The sequence below is a fragment of the Parolsenella catena genome (genome assembly GCF_003966955.1).
Classification (GTDB): domain Bacteria; phylum Actinomycetota; class Coriobacteriia; order Coriobacteriales; family Atopobiaceae; genus Parolsenella; species Parolsenella catena.
Map to the genome: position 1 here is coordinate 1,648,087 of NZ_AP019367.1, position 16,210 is coordinate 1,664,296.

At 62.3% G+C, this 16,210-nt stretch carries 12 protein-coding genes; 8 read left to right on the forward strand and 4 right to left on the reverse strand.

The window, feature by feature from the left end:
• The 7 genes from Pcatena_RS07435 to Pcatena_RS07460 all read left to right on the forward strand — a co-directional run bounded on the left by Pcatena_RS07435 (position 1) and on the right by Pcatena_RS07460 (position 11,732).
• On the forward strand, positions 1-1,755 hold the full coding sequence (locus Pcatena_RS07435) for an Eco57I restriction-modification methylase domain-containing protein (RefSeq protein ID WP_198433399.1): 1,755 nt from the start codon (positions 1-3) through the stop codon (positions 1,753-1,755).
• Between the two features lie 174 nt (positions 1,756-1,929).
• Positions 1,930-2,127: a hypothetical protein gene (locus Pcatena_RS08195; RefSeq protein WP_198433400.1), complete on the forward strand. Its 198-nt coding sequence runs from the start codon at positions 1,930-1,932 to the stop codon at positions 2,125-2,127.
• A 2-nt stretch (positions 2,128-2,129) separates the two neighbouring features.
• Complete coding sequence (locus Pcatena_RS07440; protein WP_126423048.1) at positions 2,130-5,513, forward strand: DEAD/DEAH box helicase; 3,384 nt, start codon at positions 2,130-2,132, stop codon at positions 5,511-5,513.
• A gap of 138 nt (positions 5,514-5,651) precedes the next feature.
• Positions 5,652-6,830: a hypothetical protein gene (locus Pcatena_RS07445; RefSeq protein WP_101677771.1), complete on the forward strand. Its 1,179-nt coding sequence runs from the start codon at positions 5,652-5,654 to the stop codon at positions 6,828-6,830.
• Complete coding sequence (locus Pcatena_RS07450) at positions 6,817-8,028, forward strand: hypothetical protein (protein ID WP_079535895.1); 1,212 nt, start codon at positions 6,817-6,819, stop codon at positions 8,026-8,028. The genes Pcatena_RS07445 and Pcatena_RS07450 overlap by 14 nt, the downstream gene beginning before the upstream one ends.
• A complete protein-coding gene (locus tag Pcatena_RS07455; RefSeq protein ID WP_101677770.1) occupies positions 8,015-9,958 on the forward strand; it encodes a DEAD/DEAH box helicase in 1,944 nt (647 codons plus the stop codon). The genes Pcatena_RS07450 and Pcatena_RS07455 overlap by 14 nt, the downstream gene beginning before the upstream one ends.
• Before the next feature lie 100 nt (positions 9,959-10,058).
• Positions 10,059-11,732, forward strand: a complete 1,674-nt coding sequence (locus Pcatena_RS07460; protein ID WP_198433401.1) for a DUF262 domain-containing protein — start codon at positions 10,059-10,061, stop codon at positions 11,730-11,732.
• 3 nt (positions 11,733-11,735) lie between these two features.
• On the opposite strand, the gene Pcatena_RS07465 is transcribed toward Pcatena_RS07460, so the two are convergent.
• Genes Pcatena_RS07465 through Pcatena_RS07475 form a run of 3 tightly spaced genes read right to left on the reverse strand, consistent with a single transcriptional unit; the run spans position 11,736 to position 13,442 of the window.
• Positions 11,736-12,161, reverse strand: coding sequence for a plasmid mobilization protein (locus Pcatena_RS07465; RefSeq protein ID WP_099432718.1), 426 nt, complete (start codon positions 12,159-12,161; stop codon positions 11,736-11,738).
• A 5-nt stretch (positions 12,162-12,166) separates the two neighbouring features.
• Entirely contained in the window at positions 12,167-13,237 is a 1,071-nt protein-coding gene (locus tag Pcatena_RS07470; protein WP_101677768.1) for a site-specific integrase, read from the reverse strand.
• Position 13,238: 1 nt separating this feature from the next.
• A complete protein-coding gene (locus Pcatena_RS07475; RefSeq protein WP_006681531.1) occupies positions 13,239-13,442 on the reverse strand; it encodes a hypothetical protein in 204 nt (67 codons plus the stop codon).
• A gap of 140 nt (positions 13,443-13,582) precedes the next feature.
• Here Pcatena_RS07475 and Pcatena_RS07480 point away from each other — a divergent pair, with 140 nt between their 5' ends.
• Positions 13,583-13,996 carry a helix-turn-helix domain-containing protein gene (locus tag Pcatena_RS07480; RefSeq protein WP_126423050.1) on the forward strand — a complete coding sequence of 138 codons (414 nt, stop codon included), beginning with the start codon at positions 13,583-13,585 and terminating at the stop codon, positions 13,994-13,996.
• A gap of 617 nt (positions 13,997-14,613) precedes the next feature.
• On the opposite strand, the gene guaA is transcribed toward Pcatena_RS07480, so the two are convergent.
• A complete protein-coding gene (gene guaA / locus Pcatena_RS07485; RefSeq protein WP_126423052.1) occupies positions 14,614-16,209 on the reverse strand; it encodes a glutamine-hydrolyzing GMP synthase in 1,596 nt (531 codons plus the stop codon).
• Position 16,210 lies beyond the last annotated feature (1 nt).

Consider the following 16,210-nt stretch of genomic DNA (forward strand, 5'->3'; position numbering starts at 1 on the left):
GTGACGGAGCCAATGCACGACATCTCGGTCGAAGGCTTCATAGAGTCCTTCGACCGCCGATACCCGACTTTCATTCTCAAGACGTTGCTGTGCGACCGCACTACGGGGCGCAACATCATATGGGCCGACAACGAATACGAGGCCCTAGGCGACGGCTACATGGGCGATGACGAGATGACCGTCGAGAAGATCACGGGCATGAACTCCGGCGTCATCAAGCCGCGCATCGCCAAAGAGCAGGAGAAGCAATCCCAGCGCACCAAGAGCCGCGCCGAGGTGTTCACCCCGTCATGGCTGTGCAATCAGATGAACAACGACTTGGACGAGGCTTGGTTCGGCCGGCGCGATGTCTTCAACACCGAGATCGTTGCGGATGATGGCGCCAATACATGGACGCCGACTAGTGATCCAATCGAATTTCCAAAGTCAAAGGGACACGGCTGGCGCGCATACGTGGAGGCTACGCGGCTCGAGATCACGTGTGGCGAGGCGCCGTTTGTGTGCTCGCGCTACGACACCGTGACGGGAGACGAGCTACCCGTAAGCGAGCGCGTAGGCTTCCTTGACCGCAAGCTTCGCGTTGTGACCGAGAAGACCAAGACTCGCAAGGAATGGGTGCGCCGGGCCCTCGACGCGCTGCGCGCGACGTACGGCTTCGAGTACCAGGGCGACAACCTGCTTATTGCTCGCGTCAATGTGCTCGAGACGTTCGTCGAGCATCTCCGCAATCGCTGGGGGTCGGGCCCCCAACAGGACGAGCTCGAGCAGGCGGCATGGATCGTTTCCTGGAACTTCTGGCAGATGAACGGCTTCACAGACGCCGTGCCCACCAACAAGATGGGCGCCGAGGTGGAGTCGACCCTGGGGACGTTCGAGGAGCCCGAGCCGGAGCCGATGCAACCGTCGCTTTTCGACCTGTTCGATGACGTATTCCCCGACGAGACAACCGAAGAGACCAAAGAAGAGGAGCCAAGGGAAACGGTTCCCCTCTGCGTGATATACGACTGGCAGAACGGCGAGCCCTTCGAGTTCGCCGCATTGAAAGGTGAGGCAGCAATTATGGGAAAGAAGTTCTATGCGGTAATCGGTAATCCCCCATATCAGCTTTCAGTGGCGGAACAAGATTCTGGCAATAAGACCTATGCACCGCCCATCTATCACGAGTTTATGGACTCGGCGTTCAAGGTTTCCGACAAGGTGGAGCTTGTCACTCCCGCTAGATTCCTATTTGACGCCGGCTCAACCCCAAAGGCCTGGAACAGGAAGATGCTTAACGACCCCCATTTCAAAGTGATGAGCTATAAAGCGGATGCGTCCAGCGCCTTTCCGAATACCGACATCAAGGGCGGTGTTGCCGTTACCTATCGAGATGCTGATCGGGATTTCGGTGCGATAGAAGTGTTCACACATTTCGATGAGCTTCGTACCATCAAAGAGAAGGTTGTAAAACATGGCATCCAACCCCTCGGCGATATCATCTTCGCGGCCGATAGCTACCACTTCACTGAAGCCATGCACGAAGACCATCCCGAGATTCGTTATGTTGACGACGACCATGGTCTGTTGAGCAAGAACCACGACTATGACCTTAAGACAAACGTTCTCGACAACCTTAACAATGTAGTTTTCTTTGACGAGATGCCTGGCGACGGAGATAGTTGCATCAGAATCTTTGGCAGAGGTCGCGCCGGAAGAGCTTACAAGTTCATTTCCGCCAGATATATCGCTCCGCATCCGAACCTCGACAAATGGTAAGTACTTGTTCCTGCCGCCAACGGATCGGGCGCGCTTGGAGAAGTGCTTTCTACGCCCTTAATAGGGCGGCCCTTAATAGGGCATACGCAGTCCTTCATAAGCATTGGCAGTTTCAATTCCGAAGCGGAAGCTACGGCTCTCCTCAAATACATAAAATCGAAGTTCGCTCGGACCATGCTCGGAATTCTGAAGATTACGCAGCACAATCCCGCACCAAAATGGAAGTATGTCCCCCTACAGGACTTTACTTCTGACTCCGACATCGATTGGTCGCAGTCTGTTGCTGACATCGACCGTCAGCTCTATGCGAAGTACGGCCTCGACGACGAGGAGATTCAGTTCATCGAATCCCATGTGAAGGAGATGGACTAGCAATGGCGAGCATCGACATCTCCCAGATCATCGAGACCACCGCTCCCGCGGTGCCGCAGATCTATGCCTACACCACGCCCGAGATCGTCCGCCACAACGGCTGGACCAAGATCGGCTACACCGAGCAGGACGTGCGCGAGCGAATCAAACAGCAAACGCACACCGCCGACGTGCAGTGGCATCTGGAGTGGAGCGGCAACGCCACGTGGGAGCACCGTGCGGGCACGTTCCATGACACCGACTTCCACGCCTACCTCGAGAAGCAGGGCGTCGAGCGCGAACCCAAGAAGGAATGGTTCAAGATTAGCGGCGAGGAGTCTCACCAGCAGTTCTACCGGTTCCGCGACACCGACGGCGTGCTGGACGCACCCGGCGCTGCCTCCTACACCCTGCGCGCCGAGCAGCAGCGCGCAGTGGAGCAGACGGGAGCCTTCGCCCGCGCCCATTGGGACGAGGGCGGCGCGCACGGCGGCGAGTTCCTGTGGAACACCAAGCCGCGCTTCGGCAAGACGCTCACCGCATACGACCTGTGCCGCAGTATCGGCGCGCAGAAGGTGCTCATCGTCACCAACCGCCCTGCCATCGCCAACTCCTGGTACGACGACTACGTGAAGTTCGTGGGCTTGGAGGGCGGCTACCGCTTCATCAGCGGCGTGGACGCTCTGACCGGCAAGCCCTACTGCCTCAGCCGCGAGGAGTACCTGCGCGCCATCCGCAACGACCCGGAAGGCCCCAAGGGGTTCATCGAGTTCGTGAGCCTTCAGGACCTCAAGGGCTCCATCCGCTTCGGCGGCGTGTACCAGAAGCTCGACGAGGTGGCCGACCTCACCTGGGACGTGCTCATCATCGACGAGGCACACGAGGGCGTGGACACCTTCAAGACCGACGTGGCATTCGACCACATCAAGCGCCGCTTCACGCTGCACCTCTCTGGCACGCCCTTCAAGGCCATCGCAAACGAGAAGTTCGCCGACGACGCCATCTACAACTGGACCTATGCCGACGAGCAGCAGGCCAAGCGTGACTGGCCTGCCGACTCTGAGCAGCCGAACCCCTACGCCAACCTCCCCAAGCTCAACCTGCTCACCTACCAGATGAGCGACATCGTCGAGCAGGAGGCCCGCGGCGGCATGGAGATTGATGGCGAGCAGACCGAGTTCGCCTTCGACCTCAACGAGTTCTTCTCGACCAAGCACAACGGCGGCTTCGTGCACGACGCCGACGTGGATAAGTTCCTCGACGCGCTCACCACGCAGGAGAAGTTCCCGTTCTCGACACCCGGGCTGCGCGACGAGCTGCGTCACACGTTCTGGATGCTCAACCGCGTCGACTCCGCCCGCGCCCTCGCCAAGAAGCTGCAGGCGCACCCCGTCTTCAAGGATTACGAGGTGGTACTCGCTGCTGGCGACGGCAAGATCGACGCCGATGACGAGAACGAGAAATCGCTCGACAAGGTACGCCGCGCGATCAAGGACCACGACAGGACCATCACCCTTTCGGTCGGCCAGCTGACCACGGGCGTGACCGTGCCGGAGTGGACCGCCGTGCTCATGCTCTCGAACATGGCGAGCCCCGCACTGTACATGCAGGCGGCCTTCCGCAGCCAGAACCCGTGCCTGTTCGACCTGGGCGGCGGCAACTACGCGCGCAAGGAGAACGCCTACGTCTTCGACTTCGACCCGGCGCGCACGCTTACTATCTTTGAGCAGTTCGCCAACGACCTGTACGGCGAGACCGCGCGCGGCGGCGGCGATGTCGAAACGCGCGAGCGCCATATCCGTCAGTTGCTGAACTTCTTCCCCGTCTACGGCGAGGACGAAGAGGGGCAGATGGTCGAGCTCGACGCCGAGCAGGTGCTCAGCGTGCCGAGGCGCATCCATGCCCGCGAGGTGGTCAGGCGCGGCTTTATGAGCAACTTCCTGTTCCAGAACATCGCGAGCGTCTTCCGCGCGCCGGCAGAGGTCGTGGAGATCATCCAGCGCTTCGATCCCTACGAGCAGGGCAAGGCACAGAACGCCGAGAAGAACAAGGTCGAGATCGATGAGGGCACGGCCGACGAGCTCTCCATCAACGACGAGGGCGAGGTGGAGATTCCCGACGAGCAGGTCGTAGGCAAGGCTGCGGACATCTTCGGGCCGAAGGTCTACGGCGACATCGCCGTCGAATTCTCAGGCCACATGGACGACATCGCGAAAGCCCACGAGGCCGATGACGACGATCGGGTGATGCTCGACAACCTCAAGGAGGCCTTCAAGCAGAGCGTGACCGCGCCTCTGGTACAGGCCGCCAAGGAGAGCTACGGCAGCGAGCTCAAGCCGCGCCAGCAGCAGCAGATCGAGCGCAAGGTCCAGGCGGACGCCGACATCCAACTCAACCGCCAGGTCGGCGACTACCAGATTCAGGCGCGCCGCATCGAGCAGTCGCGCAAGGACGAGCTCAAGGCGGCGACAAGCGAGACCGAGCGCGCCGAGGTGAACAAGCGCCATGACGAGCAGAAAGCGGAGGCGTTCCAGACGCTCGCCCAGAAGCTCGAGGACTCCCGCGAGGAGCTCGTGCAACGCGCCGGCGAGACCGTGGTGCGCGAGGTGGAGACGGCGAAGAAAGAGGACGAGAAGCAGGGCATCGAGGACAAGGTGCGCGCTCATCTGCGCGGCTTCTCGCGTACCATCCCGTCGTTCCTCATGGCCTACGGCGAAGAGGGCACGACGCTCGCGAACTTCGACACCGTGATCCCCGCTGACGTCTTCCAGGACGTCACGAGCATCACCGTTGATGAGTTCCGCTTTTTGCGTGATGGCGGCGACTACACCGATGGCGAGACCGGCGAGGTAAAGCGCTTCGTTGGGCACCTCTTCGACGAGGTCGTATTCAACGACTCCGTGAGCGAGTTCATCAAGCTGCGCGAACGCCTGGCCAATTACTTCGACGAGTCCCAGACAGAGGACATCTTCGACTACGTGCCGCCCCAGAAGACCAATCAGATCTTCACGCCGCGCAACGTCGTGGTTCAGATGGTGGACCTCTTCGAGAAGGAGAACCCGGGCTGCTTCGATGACCCGAGCCACACCTTCGCCGACCTGTATATGAAGTCTGGCCTCTACATCACCGAGATCATCAAGCGCCTGTACCGAAGCGAGGGCATGAAGGCCGCCTTCCCGGACGACCGCGAGCGTTTGGACCACATCCTGGAGCATCAGGTGTTCGGCATCGCGCCCACCAAGATTATCTACGAGATTGCCACCCACTTCATCCTGGGTTTCCACGACGAGGTCGGCCAAGGATGTGACTCTAACTTCGAGCTCGCGGACGCCGCGGAGCTCGCCAAGGAGGGCACGCTGGAGGCATACGTCGAGCGCGTCTTCGGGCCCAAGCTGGGCGAGGCGTAGCGCGTGGCGGAAGTAGTCGACAGCAAACAGGATGGGCGTGCAGAGGCTGCGCGAGCGGCGGTGAGTGCGGCACGGCGTGAGGATACCGAACTTTGCGCCCGTCTAGTCTTTCGCGTCTCGCGCAATGAGCTAAGGCGCGTGGGGATCACCACGCCCATCGCTCTCTACGATGAGCTGAAGCAGGTCTTCTGGAACGCAGACGAGGGCGTCACCCTGGGCGACCACCTCTCTGTCGGGTTCGGCAAGGTCGACCGCCGCCGTCAGGTGCGCGCCTTCGCCGAGCGCCATGCGGACGAGCCCAGAAACGTCGCCGCGAAAGCCTACGAGCGCGAATACGGCTTCAGCGCAGGCATCGCCGCGATATGGCTCGACCTGTTCGCCGAGCCCGCGGACGTGAGCTTCTCGGAGTGGCTTGGCGTCGAGGTCGCTGAATGCCCGACGGGCGCCCCGGCCTCCCGTGCGGATGTGCCCGTAGCGCACGACACCGAGCGCGAGGCACCCACCCTCGAGGGCTTCCTTGCCCGGGAGCTTGCCGGCCGCATCTGCGACGAAGGCCTCGTGCGTCGGCGCTTCGCCTTCGAGTTTCCCGACGATCCGCCCGAAGCGCTCGACCGCGGCATCGAGGATGCGGGCTACTACGAGGACCGCGGCTTGCTCTTCCGAGAAGGGAGCACCCCGAACGACCACTTCACGCGGCTGCTGGCCGAGCATCCGTCTTTCGCGAAGGGCGACGCCGGCTTCGAGAACGCCGTGTGGCAGCACCCCGCCTTCCGCCAGGTGCTGCGCCAGGCGCTTTCGGACCACCGCTTACTTCTCTACGAGGGCGACAGCTACATCTCGTTCTCGCGGCTGCACGACGTGCTAGGCGCGCGCATGGCGGACATCGAGTCGTACGCGCCCGCGGTGAGCGTGGATGCGCCCGAAGGCGAGCCCTTCACCGTGGCGAGCCTGCGCGCGGGCGGCGCCACTCCGCATCCGCTGTACGGGCTGGACATGCCCGACGACTTCTACGAGGGACTGCTCGACGCGGGAGGGCTCCTGCGCAGCTGCACGCTCGCCGGAACCAAGGTGTTCGTCGCCGGAGGCGAGGGGCGGCTTTCCGCAGCCGACCTCATCGAGTGGATCGTCGCCCACCATGAGGGAATCGAGCGCGATGACCTGCCGAGACTGCTCGCGAACGATCTGGGCATCACGTGCCCGGCACCGCTTCTGACGACGACCATTTACAACTCCGACGTCTACTACGACGACATCGGGGACGCATATTACTCATCCATGGAGGCATGGAAGAAGGAGGCACGAAATGAGCTTGCTTGAGGAAGGGATCGCGACTGGCAACGTCCTGCCGACGGGTCGCAAGGAGAAGCACTCCATCGACAACGTGACGCGCGACTTCGACATCTACCGCATCAAGTGCGATCTGCTGTTCTACAACGACCAGAACGACCGCATCGCCACTTGGGTAAGCGAGTACAACTCCGCGCAGGGCGCGGATCTGCTCGCCCTTGGCCGCGACGAGTACAACGGCGTCATCGAGGACTTCATCGTCGAGAGCAACCCCGGCGCGCTCAGGAAGACCGAGAAGAGCATCGCCCTTCGCGGCCAGCTTAGGCCGGGCATCGTGCTCAACGACGGACGCGTCATCGACGGCAACCGACGCCTGACCTGCGTCCGCCGCCTCGCGCGGGCGAACAACGAGGCGGGCTGGTTCGAGGCCGCCATCCTCGACGACGCCACAGGCAGCGACCCCAAGCGCATCAAGCTGCTCGAGCTCGCCATCCAAATCGGCGAAGAGGAGAAGGTGGCGTACGATCCCGTCGACCGCCTCGTCGGCGTATACCGCGACGTGGTTAAGAACCACCTCATAACCCCTGCGGAGTACGGCAACGCGACGGGCATGACCGAGGCGGAGGTGAAAAAACTCGTCGACCGCGCCCAGTACATGGAGGAGTTCCTCGAATTCTGCCAGGCCCCCGAGCAGTACCACCTCGCCCGCGCCCTCAAGGTCGATGGCCCCTTGGGCGAGTTCAGCCGCGTGCTGAAGAAGTACGACAACAGGCGCGACAAACAGCTTGTCAAACGACTCATGTTCGCCAACATGGTGGTGCAGCCCGAGGGCGACATCACCCGATACGTGAGAGACTTCGGCAGCGTGGCAGGCACGGATGCGGAGGCCGACTTCAAGGCCGCCGAGCTGCAGGCCATGTCCGAGCTCCTCGAGAAGATGGGTCCCGACGCCCTCACGCGCGAGAAGGTGAGCGAGCTGCGCTCGGACGGCAACCTCGTCGACGGCTTCAAGCGCGCAGGCGACCGCGCAAGAGAGACCGTGCGCCGCGTCAAGCTCATGGACACGCCCGCCAAGAAATCCGCCGACTGCCTCTCCGAGCTCGAGAAGATCCTTCCCGAGATGCTCGACGTGCTGGGACCCGACGAGCTCGAGAAGGTGCGCCGCAACCTCGTTGCCGTCGCCGACAAGGTGGAAGAGCTGATCGGTGAGATCGATGAGCGCGCCTAGGGCCGTCGTCTGCTACGACGAGGCGCGCCCCGGCATGTACCTGCGCATCGAGGGGCAAGACATCGCCTCGTTCATGGCCTCGGCCGCATGGCGCGCCTGGCTGTACTACCCGGCGAGCGCCGTCGACGGCACCGATCGCGACCGCATCCTACTCGACGGCGGCATGGGCCTTCGCGAGTGCCAGGACATGCTCGAGGCGATCATGGAGGCCGACGGCCACGGCGTCGAGGTCGCGGTTGACCCGAGCTTCGGCGCCTTCGTGAACGCCGGCGAGACCTACATCCGCGAGCGCTCCGAGGTGGGGTTGGCCATCAAGGCGCAGACCGCCGAGGGCATCGCCGACGACCCCCAGCTGGGGCCGCGCTTCCGGGAGTTCCGCGACGTAGTGAACGCCTCGATGGTGCGTCCCCTGCGCGACCGGCAGATGCTCGACGCCTTCTTCATGGCGACGGTTGGGCGCGCGGCCGACTTCTCGGTGCCCGGCGCCGGCAAGACCGCGACGGTGCTCGGCGTGTTCGCCTACCTTCGCCATTTGGGGCTCGCGCGCCGCATCGTGGTGGTTTGCCCCAAGAACGGCTTCGAGTCGTGGGAGAAGGAGTGGGTCGCCACCTTCGGGGATAAGCTGCCTTTGAGCTGCTTCTCGCTGGGAGACCCCGCCATAGCGGCGATGTCGACCGAGCGCAGGCGCAACGCGCTGTCGCTCGACAGCGGCGCGTGCAACCTGTTCACGTTCAACTACGAGTCGCTCTCGGGCTACGTGCGGGAGCTGCATGCCATCATCCCCGACCAGACCCTGCTCGTCTTCGACGAGGTGCACCGGGTGAAGGCCATCGGCGGCAGGCGCGCGGAAGCCGCGCTCGAGGCGGCCGACGGCGCGAAGTTCGTGATCGCCCTTACGGGAACGCCCATCCCGAACACCTACCAGGACATCTACAACCTGCTGCACATCCTGTACCCCGAGGACTACGACACGTTCTTCGGCTACGAGCCGGGCGAGCTCCGCGCGCCCGATGCGGACCTCCAGGCAAGCCTCAACGACAGCCTGGCGCCCTTCTTCTGCCGAACGAACAAGGACGAGCTCGGCGTGCCGCGCCCGGAGCCCGACGAGATCGTGGAGGTCGAGGCGACGCCCGATGAGGACACATTGCTGCGAGTCCTGTACGCGTCTTGCCCCAACGCGCTCGCGAGGATCATACGCACCCTGCAGCTCGAGAGCGACCCCGAGATGCTCTGCTCTGCAGTGGACCCAGGCGACCTCGAGTACGTGCTCGACCAGGTCGGCGATGACTACTCGGATATCGACTACGTCGACTTCTCGCAGACGTTCTACGAGGCCATCGAGCGAAGCCGCCCGAGCTCGAAGCTCGTGGCGTGCGAGCGGCTCGTGGAGCGCATCGTCGCCGAAGGCCGCCCCGTCATAGTATGGTGCATCTTCGTACGCAGCATCAGCAACCTCCGCCGCGACCTCGCCGCCATGGGGATTCCGGCAGAGGCGATCTACGGCGCCACGCCACAGGAAGAGAGACGCGAGATTCTGGACGACTTCCGCGCGGGGCGCTTCAGGGTGCTCGTGACCAACCCGCAGACGCTTGCCGAGTCGGTCTCTCTGCACAGCGTCTGCCACGACGCGGTGTATTTCGAGTACAGCTACAACTTGGTGCACCTGCTGCAGTCAAAGGACCGCATACACCGTCTGGGCCTGCCCGACGACCAGAAGACGCGCTACTACTTCATGCGCGAGAAGTTCATGCGCGACGGCAGGGAGCTATCCCTCGACGCCGTGATCTACGACCGCTTGAAGGAGAAGGAGCAGACGATGCTCGACGCCATCGACCGCGGCTGCCTTGAGGGCGGCTACCTCGATGACGAGGACCTGCGTATCGTCTTCGAGCGCCTGCTGGGAGAAGATGCCAAGAGCCTGGAATACTAAGAGGCCGAACGGCGCACTGACGATATTGGCTCATAAGTAACAACTGCGAAGGAAAGATAGGGCTTTAAGGATGGATGCAGGAAAATCTACGATAAGCGGCGTGTTCAACGGATCGCGCCTGCTCGAAATACCTTTCTACCAAAGGGCGTACGTCTGGGGAGAAGAGCAATGGGAGCGCTTCCTCGGCGACATGGAGTTCGTCACGGCTTCGAAGCGACCTTATTTCCTGGGCTCGATCATCCTGAAGCAAGCCTCCTCCGGCAACACTTGGTCCGAGGTGTCCGAGGTTCGCACAGTCATCGACGGCCAGCAGCGCCTCACGACCATGGTCATCTTCTTCAAGGCACTCTGCGCGAGAATCGACGCCGATAGGCTGTTCGAGCGAGATTTCGTCCTGGAGACCGGCGAAGTCGCCTTGAGACATGGCAAGTACGACCGGCAGGATTTCGAGAAGGTCGTCAGCGCCACGGGCTGCGAGCCTGTCGAGGGCTCCTCGTCCATCGTCCTTGCCTACAACTATTTCCTCAAGAACATCGACCCAGAGAAGGTCGACAGGAACACGATCAAGTCGAACGTCCAGTTCGTCTGCATCGATCTCACCGAGGGCGAGGACGAGCAGCAGATATTCGACACCATCAACTCGCTCGGGGTGCGCCTGACGACGGCGGAGCTCCTCAAGAACTACTTCTTCAACCGCGAGAACGAGCAGGCGTTCAAGGAGTGCTGGGAGGACGTCTTCGAACCCACGGCGGAGAAGAGGGAGTATTGGGAGCAGGAGGTCGTTACCGGGCGCATCAAGCGCACGCTCGTCGACCTGTTCTTCGACGCGTTCCTCCAGATCCTGGTTCAGGACAAGAAGCGCGGCGTCACGACCGAGGACAAGCTCTTCTATTCGCGCACGTCCAACCTCTTCCAGTCCTACAAGGACTTCATCGGCAGGTACTGCAACGGAGACAAGGACGAGATCCTCGACAGCATGAAGGCGTATGCCGAGGTGTTCGAGTCCACGTTCGACCCCGGCTACTGCGACGCGGACATCCCCTCCGCTCCCGGCGTCGAGCGCCTGAACGTGCTGATATTCGGCCTCAAGAACTCGACGCTCATCCCGTACGTGCTCTACGTTCGCAAGAACGCGGAGTCTTCGGGCGAGGAATCCGAGGTCTTCGCCCTGCTTGAGAGCTACATCGTCCGCCGAACGCTGGTTCAGGCGACCACGAAGAACTACAACAGGCTGTTCACCTCGCTGATCCTGAACGAGGTGAAGGACGCGGAGACGCTGAGGAAGGCTCTTGAAGCAAACGAAGAGGCGACGACGTACATGCCCGGCGATGACGAGGTTCGAAGGGCGTTCGAGGAATCGTGTCTGTACAACCTTCAGTCCAAGGGCGTTCTCTATCTGCTGGAAAGCGCCATTCGCCCAGGCATGAGCAGCACGGCCCTGCTCGGGTTCAACCAGTACACCCTCGAACACATGATGCCCAAGAAGTGGCGCAACAAATGGGGAGCCCTCGACGATGAGGCTGCCACGCGAAGGGACAGGAAGCTCCTCACGCTCGGCAACCTCGCCATCATCACGCATTCGCTCAACGCCTCCATCCGCGATGCCGATTGGCCCACCAAGAAGCAGGGAAAGGGATACAAGGACGGTCTTGCCCTCTGCGCCGCCGGCCTTGCGACCATGGCCGGCGCCCTGGAGAAGGAGTCTTGGGACGAGGGCGATATCGCCGATCGCGCCGAATGGCTTGCGGACAAGGCGTTGGAGGTCTGGCGTTAAACCTTACATGCGCCCCATCTCGAAGATGCTTGCGGTGTCGGAGCCCGCATCCATGACGGATGTTGTCGGCTCTTCCAAATGCGAGGTTTGCGGTGGCGCTTCCGTCACTGGTGCCTCAACCCCCTCGCCGAGCGCCAGGAAGAACCTCATCACGAGCTCGATCCTCTGCTGCAGGGACTCGCTCAGCTCGCCGTAGGAGGCCGCCAGCCGTACTTCCTTGGACAACTCCGCCATCGAGTCCTTCAACGCCTTCTGCACGCTTACAGAGGGCCTCACCTCGACCTGGGTATCGGTGAGCTTGGCGATGATGTAGTCCTGCCTGCTCATGCCGCTCCAGGCTGCCATCTCGCATATGAGCTTGTGCTCCTCGGGCGTGCAGCGAAACGCCATCGTCTTGCTGCGCTTGCGGGCGCTGTTCTCGCACGGCATCTTGCTTACCCCCTCGCTCCATCGAGCGCGGCGGCCATCTCGTCCTGCTTCGTGGGGAACAGGTGCGCGTAGCGGTAGGTGATGTCCACCGCCTCGTGGCCCATGCGCTCGGCGATGGCCAGCGCGGAGAAGCCCATCTCGATCAGCAGGCTCACGTGGCTGTGGCGTATGTCGTGTATGCGGATGCGCTTCACGCCCGACGCCTTGCACCCGCGCTCCATCTCGTGGGCCAGGAAGTGCTTGGTCACGGCGAACAGGCGCTCGTCGGGGGCGACGTCGTCGCGCATCTCGATGAAGTCCGCCATCTCGTCGCGAAGGAAGGCGGGCATGACGATCGTGCGCACGGACTTGGGCGTCTTGGGGTCGGTCACGGTGTCCACGCCGTGGAGGCTCTGGTACGACTTGTTGATGCGCAGCCGCGAGCTATCCAGCATGAAGTCGGACGGCGTGAGCGCCAGGAGCTCGCCGCAGCGTATGCCCGTCCAGTACAGCAGCTCGAAGGCGTGGAACGACAGCGGCTTGTCCATGACCGCCTCGCTGAACCTCAGGTACTCGTCCTTGGTCCAGAACTGCATCTCGCCGCCCTTCTTCGAGCCTATCTTGTCGACCCTGCGCACCGGGTTGTCGGTGAGGCCGTAGTAGCGCTCGGCGTGGTTGAAGATGGCGTTCAGTTGGTTGTTCACCGTGCGCAGGTACGTCGGCGCCCAGGGCTTCCCGTCGGCGTCCCGGTGCTCGGTGAGCTCGTTTTGCCACCTGATGAGGTCGATCGGCCTCACGTCGCACATGCGCATGTCTCCGAAGAACGGCACGAGCTTGTCGTTGATGATGTACTCCTTGGTGATCCACGTGTGCTCGCGTACGCGCGGCTTCACCTCGGAGGCGTACACCTCGACGAACTCGGAGAACGTCATGTCCATGGCCCCGCCGTTAAGGCTCTTGAACTGGCTCTCCCACACTGCGGCCTCCACCTCGGAGGAGAAGCCGCGCTTCGTCTTGTGGCGCTTCGAGCCGCGGGCGTCGCGGTAGTAGCACTGCACGTAGAACGTGCCGTTGTTGCCATCCTTGTACACGGGCATGTCAGTCCACCTCCGGGAAGTACAGGGCGTCGAAGACGTCGCTCCGGACGCGTCCGCGGATAACCACGCGCCCGCGCGCCTCCTGCTCGGCGTTTATCTTCCTGATCACCTCGTAGGCGCTGCCTTTCTTGATCCTCAGCAGCTCCGCGACCTCGTCGGCGTCCAGCATGTGCGGCCTCGGCGTCTTCGCCACCTTCTCGTCCATGGCTCCTCCAATCAATGGCGTACGAATACGTACGGTTTACAGATTCAGAGTAAACGTACGTATCTGTACTGTCAATAGAATTGCGTACATTTACGTACGCTGATAAGATGTGCTGATACGTAATTCCAGGAGGAGGGCGCATGTCCGTAGGCAAAAACATAAGGCGGTACCGCAAGTCGCGCGGCATGACGCAGGCTCAACTCGCCGAGGCCGTCGGCCTGACCGAGGGGGCCGTGCGCCACTACGAGAGCGGCATCCGCGCCGTCAAGCCCGAGCTGCTCGAGTCCATCTCCGCGGCGCTCGGCGTGTCCGTCAACGCCCTCAAGGACTATGGCGTCGAGACCGCGGGCGACCTCATGTCGCTGCTCGTGCGGCTCGAGGACTCGTTCGGCATCGTTCCCTCCGCCGACGGCACGGGCCTCTCCCTGAACCCCAAGGCTCCGCACGCGCCCAAAGCCGCGACGGCGATCGAGCTGTGGGCAGAGAAGCGCGCGCAGCTCGAAAACGGCAAGATCGACGCCGACGAATACGAGGACTGGAAAGCCTCGCTGTAGCGGCTCCCCGCATTTCGCAACCAGCGCAACCGAATCAGGACGCCAAGCTAGGCGGTGAGCGCCGCTCACGCCTGCGTATGTTGAGTTTTTACTCCCCATTGCATGCAAAGGCATTTTCGGCGCACCTGGGGAGTAAATGACGCGGTGGCTTACATGGCGGCACACGGCGGTACCCCGCGGCATTTCCCCTGATTACTCCCGCTTTCCTTGAGACGGTGAGATTCTTTACTCCCCATTAACGACCTGGGAAAACGCCGCACAGAGACCGTCAAAAGGCCTATTGAGTTCGATTTGAGTTTCAAAGGACCTAAAACGGCCCCTTTTCGTTCTCGGGGACAAAAATCGCGCGTCTACTCACTCGGGATAAATCCTTACTCCCATTCCTCCGAATACCGCCCCGTGCCTTGCCGTCTCGAAACACGGGGAGTAAATCGCGAAATTGCAGGTGAAAGGGAGTAAATAGCCAAAGAAAAAGCCTCCGTTCCGACGCGGGAACAGAGGCTCGATAATCGGATTTACTCACCAATGTCGCTGGCGGCTTTGCCGTGACTCTCGTACAAAACGAAACTCAGCAGCACAGTGCGGCACTCAAAAATACAGGTCAGAACCCTGTCAGACTACTCCCACTCGATCGTCGCGGGCGGCTTGGACGTGATGTCATAGCAGACGCGGTTGGCGCCGGGGACCTCGGCCACGATGCGGCCAGAGATCCTCGCCAGCACGTCGTAGGGCAGCTTCGCCCAGTCGGCCGTCATGGCGTCGCTGGACTCAACGGCGCGCAGGATGATCGGGCGCTGGTAGGTGCGCTCGTCGCCCATGACGCCCACGCTCTTGATGTCGGGCAGCACGGCGAAGTACTGCCAGCAGCTGTGCTCGGAGTTGCGGTCGCCCGTCTCCTCGAACAGCCTCTGATTGTAGGCGTCGAGCTCCTCGCGCACGATGGCGTCGGCGTTCTTCAGGATCTCGAGCTTCTCCTTGTCCACCGCACCGATGATGCGGATGGCAAGGCCCGGGCCCGGGAACGGCTGACGGAACACGATGTGCTCGGGTAGGCCCAGAGCCAGGCCCAGCGCACGCACCTCGTCCTTGAAGAAGTGGTCAAGCGGCTCGATAAGGTCAAAGTGCACACCGTCCGGGAACGGAATGAGGTTGTGGTGGCTCTTGATGGTGCTCGCCTTGCCGCCCGTCTTGCGCGCGCCAGACTCGATGATGTCCGGGTAGATGGTGCCCTGGGCCAGGTACTTCACGGGCTTGCCGTCGGTCTCGAGCTGCTGGGCGACCGCGAAGAACTCCTTCCAGAACTGCGTGCCGATGATGCGGCGCTTCTGCTCCGGCTCCGTCACGCCGGCGAGGAGCTCGGCGTAGCGGTCCTCGGCGTGCACGTGGATGAAGTCAACGTCGAACTGCTTGGTGAAGACCTCCTCGACCTGCTCGGGCTCGCCCTTGCGCAGCAGACCATGGTTGATGAACACGCAGGTCATCTGCTTGCCCACGGCGCGCGCGCCAAGGGCGGCGACTACGGAGGAGTCAACGCCGCCGGACAGCGCGAGAATCACGCGGTCGTCGCCGACCTTCTCGCGGAACTGCGCCGTCATGGTCTCCACGAGGTTGTCCATGGACCAGTTGGCCTCGAGCCCGCAGATGCCAAACAGGAAGTTCTTGAGCAGCTGCTGGCCGTACTCGGTGTGCTTGACCTCGGGGTGGAACTGCGTGGTGTAGATCTTGCGCTCGGCGTTCTCCATCGCGGCCACGGGGCACACGTCGGTGCTCGCCGTCACCACAAAGCCCTCGGGCACGTTGTTCACGGCGTCAAAGTGGCTCATCCAGACCGTCTGGTTCGCCGGGGTGTCGGCGAACAGCTTGCTGTCGGCCTTCACGTGCAGCTCGGCGCGGCCGTACTCGCCCACCTCGGGGTGGAACACGGTGCCACCCAGCGTCACGGCCGTGATCTGATGGCCGTAGCAGAAGCCCAGCACGGGGATGCCCAGCTCGTAGATCTTGGGGTCAACGCGCGGCGCACCCTCCTCGTTCACGCTGGCGGGGCCGCCGGACAGGATGATGGCGCTGGGGCCCGCCGCAGAGATCTCCTCGGCAGTGGCGTCACACGGCATGATCTCGGAGTAGACATGCAGGTCACGGACGCGACGCGCGATGAGCTGCCCGTACTGGGCGCCAAAGTCGAGAACGATGACCTTCTGCTGGCTTGTCTGCATG

What these genes read in the sequence shown, in the direction of transcription:
- Pcatena_RS08195 (WP_198433400.1), top strand. Translation starts at nt 1,930, where the DNA reads ATGCTCGGAATTCTGAAGATTACGCAGCACAATCCCGCACCAAAATGG.
- Pcatena_RS07440 (WP_126423048.1), top strand. Translation starts at nt 2,130, where the DNA reads ATGGCGAGCATCGACATCTCCCAGATCATCGAGACCACCGCTCCCGCG.
- Pcatena_RS07450 (WP_079535895.1), top strand. Translation starts at nt 6,817, where the DNA reads ATGAGCTTGCTTGAGGAAGGGATCGCGACTGGCAACGTCCTGCCGACG.
- Pcatena_RS07455 (WP_101677770.1), top strand. Translation starts at nt 8,015, where the DNA reads ATGAGCGCGCCTAGGGCCGTCGTCTGCTACGACGAGGCGCGCCCCGGC.
- Pcatena_RS07465 (WP_099432718.1), bottom strand. Translation starts at nt 12,161, where the DNA reads ATGCCGTGCGAGAACAGCGCCCGCAAGCGCAGCAAGACGATGGCGTTT.
- Pcatena_RS07470 (WP_101677768.1), bottom strand. Translation starts at nt 13,237, where the DNA reads ATGCCCGTGTACAAGGATGGCAACAACGGCACGTTCTACGTGCAGTGC.
- Pcatena_RS07475 (WP_006681531.1), bottom strand. Translation starts at nt 13,442, where the DNA reads ATGGACGAGAAGGTGGCGAAGACGCCGAGGCCGCACATGCTGGACGCC.
- Pcatena_RS07480 (WP_126423050.1), top strand. Translation starts at nt 13,583, where the DNA reads ATGTCCGTAGGCAAAAACATAAGGCGGTACCGCAAGTCGCGCGGCATG.
- guaA (WP_126423052.1), bottom strand. Translation starts at nt 16,209, where the DNA reads ATGCAGACAAGCCAGCAGAAGGTCATCGTTCTCGACTTTGGCGCCCAG.